4 protein-coding genes and 1 pseudogene are annotated in these 5,024 nt (G+C 68.6%); 3 read left to right on the forward strand and 2 right to left on the reverse strand.

Features of this window, described 5'->3' with window-relative positions; genetic code table 11:
- Positions 1-661: 661 nt before the first annotated feature.
- Entirely contained in the window at positions 662-1,471 is an 810-nt protein-coding gene (locus IE321_RS40700) for an AAC(3) family N-acetyltransferase (protein WP_190226667.1), read from the forward strand.
- Between the two features lie 190 nt (positions 1,472-1,661).
- Here the strand turns inward: IE321_RS40700 and IE321_RS40705 are convergent, their stop codons facing one another.
- A complete protein-coding gene (locus IE321_RS40705) occupies positions 1,662-2,609 on the reverse strand; it encodes a hypothetical protein (RefSeq protein WP_190226668.1) in 948 nt (315 codons plus the stop codon).
- Between the two features lie 300 nt (positions 2,610-2,909).
- Here IE321_RS40705 and IE321_RS40710 point away from each other — a divergent pair, with 300 nt between their 5' ends.
- Positions 2,910-3,152, forward strand: a complete 243-nt coding sequence (locus tag IE321_RS40710) for a hypothetical protein (protein WP_190226669.1) — start codon at positions 2,910-2,912, stop codon at positions 3,150-3,152.
- 450 nt (positions 3,153-3,602) lie between these two features.
- Positions 3,603-4,298 (forward strand): annotated as a pseudogene (locus tag IE321_RS40715) (IS5 family transposase); the annotation flags it as partial.
- A gap of 9 nt (positions 4,299-4,307) precedes the next feature.
- Here the strand turns inward: IE321_RS40715 and IE321_RS40720 are convergent.
- Positions 4,308-4,763, reverse strand: coding sequence for a hypothetical protein (locus IE321_RS40720; protein ID WP_190226670.1), 456 nt, complete (start codon positions 4,761-4,763; stop codon positions 4,308-4,310).
- Positions 4,764-5,024: the final 261 nt, after the last annotated feature.

Genomic DNA, 5,024 nt, shown 5'->3' on the forward strand with positions numbered 1-5,024 from the left:
CGCCACGGGGGTCGGCAGCCCCGCCTCGCCCGAAACCGCACCCGCACCCGCACCCATCGTGCCTGCGCCGCGCCCTGTTGCCCTTGGTCGGCTACTGCCACCGTCCGCGGACAGCGGCTTCGTCCTCGATCCACCACGCGGGGCTCAGCGGGACGGGCCGGTCGGCCATGAAGGCGGCGATGTCGGCGCAGTACGCGCAGTCGCCGCTGTCAGTGAGGGCGCGAAGCCGGACGATGGTCTCGGTGATGCCTTGGCGTCACCGAGGATGGCCGGGCGGAAGCAGACGACGAGTTCAAGGACCGCGGTGGCGATGGCGACGCCAGAGATATGGACTGGTCGGCGTGCAGTGCCCGGGCGCGTTCGTCGAGAGCGTCGATGACCTCCCGCCGTACCACTTCCACACGGCCGTCCAGGGCCGCGAGCTTCTCCTCCAGCACTCTTCTGGTCTCTTGCACGTCAGCGCGCGCCCCAGCCCCCACTCTCAACATGATCGTACGATTTCATTGTGTAGTGGGGGTGGTGGGTGTCCCCGGTACTTCCGCACCGGGGGTGCTGTCTGAAAGGGCCCCGGCAAGGACCGAAAACGATCAGTGTTCTGGCGAGGACTGGCGCGGCGAAACTCGATGGCGCGGGGGCCGTGATGCCTGGACACTGACCGGTTATGTCTCTTACGGCTTCGGCTGGCCCGATGTGTACGCGTGATTCGCTCGCCTCGGACCTGCGCGCTCTCGGTCTGCACCCTGGTGAAACGCTCCTGGTGCACTCTTCGCTCAGCTCGCTTGGCTGGGTCTGCGGCGGTCCCGGTGTTGTCGTCATGGCACTGCTCGATGCCCTTGGCGACGATGGGACCTTGGTGGTACCGACGCACTCTGGGAACAACTCGGATCCGGCGTCCTGGGGAAACCGGCCTGTGCCCGAGTCATGGTGGGCGGATATACGGGCCGCCATGCCGCCCTTCGATGCACGTACCACGCCCACTGTCGGAGTCGGCATCATCCCAGAGACTGTCCGGACCTGGCCGGGTGCCCTCCGAAGCTGCCATCCGCAGACGTCCTTCGCGGCCGTGGGCCCGCGGGCTGCCAAGATCGTGGAGGGTCATGCACTCGACTGCCGGCTTGGCGAACGCAGCCCGCTCGCTCGGCTTGAAGACTCGGAGGCGCGGGTCCTTCTTCTGGGCGCGGACTTTGCATCGTGCACGGCGTTCCATCTGGCCGAATACCGGGTTCCTGCCCCGCAGGTCGATAATTCCTTCGCCGTCATGACCGCTCAGGGCCGCCGTTGGATCACGGTGCGTGACACCGCGATCTCCGACGACCGTTTTGACGAGCTGGGTGCGGCCTTCGAGAGGGGAGGACCGTTGACAAGGGGACGAGTCGGCGGTGCGAAGGCCCTGCTCTTCGGCCTGGCTGACGCCGTTTCCTACGCCGAGACATGGCTGGCCGAACATCGGCCGCACACCGCCACGGTCTGATTGCAACAGCTCAGGTCAGAGCGGCCCTTGTGTCGCTCATCTGCTCTTGTCAGCCGCCTGGCCCTGAGGGGTAAGTGCTCAGGAGAGGTGTGTTTCCGCGTTGGGGCAGCTGCTCGTAGATCGGAGGGACCGCCCCCCGATCACCGCTCGGGGATGTTGTCGCGCTGATGCGCAAGGAGTTCCAGCCGCATCAGCTCTGAAGGCGGGAGCGGCGGGGAAGGCGGGAGCGGCGGGCGAGCACGAGGTGCCGCCACTGTTCGCGGACGGCGGGTTCGCCGTCGATCCACCGAGCGGAGCTTGTCAGGACGGGGCGGTCGGCCATGAAGGCGGCGATGTCGGTGTAGTACGCGTAGTCGCCGCCTTCGGTGAGGTCGCGGAGCCAGGCGGTGGTGTCGGTGAGGCCCTGGCCGTCGTCGAGGACGGCGTGGTGGAAGCAGACGACGAGCTCGAGGATCGCGGTGGTGATGGCGACGCCGGAGAGGCGGATCTCCTCGCGCAGGACGCTGGTGCGGTCCAGGACATTGCGGTCGGTACCGGCGTCGAGGACGAGGGCGGCCATGTCGATGGTGTGGCCGGTCTGGCGCAGGGTGAGGCCGGAGATGAGGTGGCGGGCGAGTTCGATTTCGTCGGCCGCGCGGTCGGGGCCGGTGAAGGCGAGGGTGAAGGCGCGCTGGGCCTGGGAGGTGGCGCGTTCGCCGGCGACGCCGTGCTGTTCGGCTTCGGTGCGGGCGGCTTTGTACGCGGCGGCGTGGGGCATGTCGCCGTGGGGCCACCAGATGTCGCCGTCGACGCGGTGGTGTCGTCCGGGCCAGCCGAGGGTGGGGACGACGGCGTGGACGGCTGGGAAGTCGCCGGCGAGGCGGGCGAGGTGCGCAAGTCCGCGGCGGGCGGCGGGGGCGAGGCGGCCGCCGGCGTCTGCGACGTACTGCATGCCGCGGCGGGAGTCGGCGGAGCGGCCGAGGTCGCGCTGGGCTTTGGCGAGGTAGTAGACGGCCATCTCCTGCAGGTCGCCGGGCAGGAGCCCGGCGGCGGTGAGGGCGGTGAGGCGGTCGGCGGTGATCGCGCGGTGCTCGTGCTGGCGGCGGGCGAGGGTGGAGAGCAGTTCAGCGAGCGCGTCAGCTGCCGTCTCCGGCCTCACGGCCGCCGTGGGTGTGCCGGGGTCGGGCGGGGTGGGAGGGGCGACAGGTTCCCAGACGGAGTCGGAGACGTAGGCCCAGGCGGCGTCGGTGAGCCAGCCGAGGTCGAGGCAGAAGTCGCGGGCGAGGGTGAGGCCCTGGCGCAGACAGCCGACCAGGAGCAGCCGGTCACGGTCCGGGCCTGCGGTCCACTGCTCGCCGAGGGCGGCGTGGGCGCGGGTGGCGGCGGTGTGCCAGTCGGCGGGGGTCCAGCGGTCGTCGGTGTGGTCGTCGGCGCCGCGGAGGGTGGAGCGGATGAGGCCGTGGAGGTAGTACGGCCACAGGCCGAAGGGGTTCTCGCTGACGAAGGGCCGTTCGATGAGGCGGCGGGCGGCTGCCTGGTGGGTGAGGCCGGCGGTCTGGGTGGCGAGCTGGGTGTCGAAGGCGTCCAGCAGGGCGACGGAGCGCAGGAGGTGGCGTTCGTCGGGGGTGAGGTCGGCGAGGGTGCGGGCGATCAGGGCGCCGAAGCCGTGCTCGAAGTCGGCCGGGACGTCGCCCGGCCCTGAGGCCGAAGGCGTGAGAAGAGCTCACCGCGGACGTACCCGGCTGCTTCAGGCAGGCCCTCCTCACCATGACCCGTTTCCGTGCGAATTAGACATTCGCCCGGTTCGCGGAAGGGTTCGTGGAATCGGCCGCAATGGCCTGGCGCTACTTCGACGAGACCGGGCAGCCGTCTTCGAGGAGGCGTTCGCCGGCTCTCTTCCGGAGGAGACGCCGCTGCCCCGGGACATCGCCGACATCCCCCAACACCTGGCACAGGCTGACACGGTCTGTTTCCGGTTGCGTTCCGAGCCCTGTCACCAGGGGGCTCATCGACCAGGCGGCTATCGCCCACCCCGGCCGGGCCGGGATCGCCGGCGTCATCCTCACCACCCTCGTAGAGGACCGTCCCGCCTTCCGTACGGACCGGGTGCGCCCGCGTCAGATCAGAGTGGTGCCAGAAACGGTGATAGTGCGGCCGCAGGAGGGTGGGGGATCGTGAGTGTCTGGCCGCGATCATGTTCGTGGCCACGTCGGGCTGCACGTGGTGGCAGGTGCCACCGCTGTTCGGGCCGGCCTGGCCGACGGTCTACCAGCGTTTCGCCTGCTGGAGCAAGGAGAGGGTCTGGGCCCGTCTCCACCGGGTCACCCTGGACGAGCTCGGGGCCCAGGGAGGTCTGGACTGGTCGCGTTTAGCCCATCGACTCGGTGAGCGTCCGGGCCTCAAAGGGAGCACCGAATCCGACCGATCGCGGCAAGAACGGATCGAAGATGCACCTCGTCACCGACCGGTCCGGCCTTTCGGTCGCGGTCGCCATCTCTGCGGCGAACACTCACGACAGTCTCGCGCTGAAGCCGCTCGTTGCCTCGATACCGCAGCCACCGCGGCCCCCGCCGCAGACGGCCCAACAAGCTCCACGGCGACAAGGGCTACGACTACCCTCACCTGCGGCAATGGCTCCGTTCCCGCGGCATTACGCCAGGGATCGCCCGCCGGGGGATCGCGACCTCCGGGCGGCTCGGCCGCCACCGATGGGTCGTCGAACGGACCATGTCCTGGCTTCAGCGGCTGCCGCAGACTCCACCGCCGCTACGAACGCAAGCTAGAACACTTCCTCGCCTTCACAGCCATCGCCACCAGCCTTATCAACTACCGACGACTCACCAGGTAGGACGCTGCTTCAAAGGCCTCTGGGCCCGTACGTCGCTGACATCACTGCCGCAGTCGATGCGAGGACCGCCGTGCCAAGGACGCTGTAGAGCCAGGTGGCCGAGAGGCGGTCCAAGGCGATTTTGCTCCCGGGGGTCTGCAGCTGGGCGAAGTAGTGCCGATACATCCGACGCCGGATCGGGAGCAGGGCAATCGGCATGGATCCGGCCGCAACGCTGTACAGGAACAGAACGACTGGCGCTGGCTCCGGCCGGATCAGTGCTGTCAGGCCCGCTATGGCACAGAAGACGGGGACCCCCAGGTAGGCACCCCACTTGCCGATCCTCCTGTTCCGCTCGACTGCGGCTCGGACAGCTTCTGGCATCTCGTCGGGCTCAGGCGGCAGCACCACGAACGTGATCACGGCCGCTACAGTCGCCGCAGCCGCGATCCACCACCATGCCTGATCCGGAACCGAGAACAGCATCGTCCGTACCTCTTCCTTCCTCCGGCCTCACGCTGAACGACAACAGCATCCGCGTTTGTCGAACACCGCACACTTCCCGTCCCCGGCAACCTTCAGCCCGGTCCCCTGCAAGACTCCGCTCACTACGAAGCTCACCGAAAGCATCAATGGCTCAGCAAGGCCGTATGGGTCTGATGCAGCGTTCTCTTCCTATGGAGCCGACCATTTGGTGGCGGCCGAGGGCCCGGACGAGTTTCCGGGAGCGAAATTGCGATCCTCTGT

It is taken from the genome of Streptomyces hydrogenans, assembly GCF_014656075.1.
Taxonomy (GTDB): domain Bacteria; phylum Actinomycetota; class Actinomycetes; order Streptomycetales; family Streptomycetaceae; genus Streptomyces; species Streptomyces hydrogenans.

What these genes read in the sequence shown, in the direction of transcription:
- IE321_RS40700 (WP_190226667.1), top strand. Translation starts at nt 662, where the DNA reads ATGTCTCTTACGGCTTCGGCTGGCCCGATGTGTACGCGTGATTCGCTC.
- IE321_RS40720 (WP_190226670.1), bottom strand. Translation starts at nt 4,763, where the DNA reads ATGCTGTTCTCGGTTCCGGATCAGGCATGGTGGTGGATCGCGGCTGCG.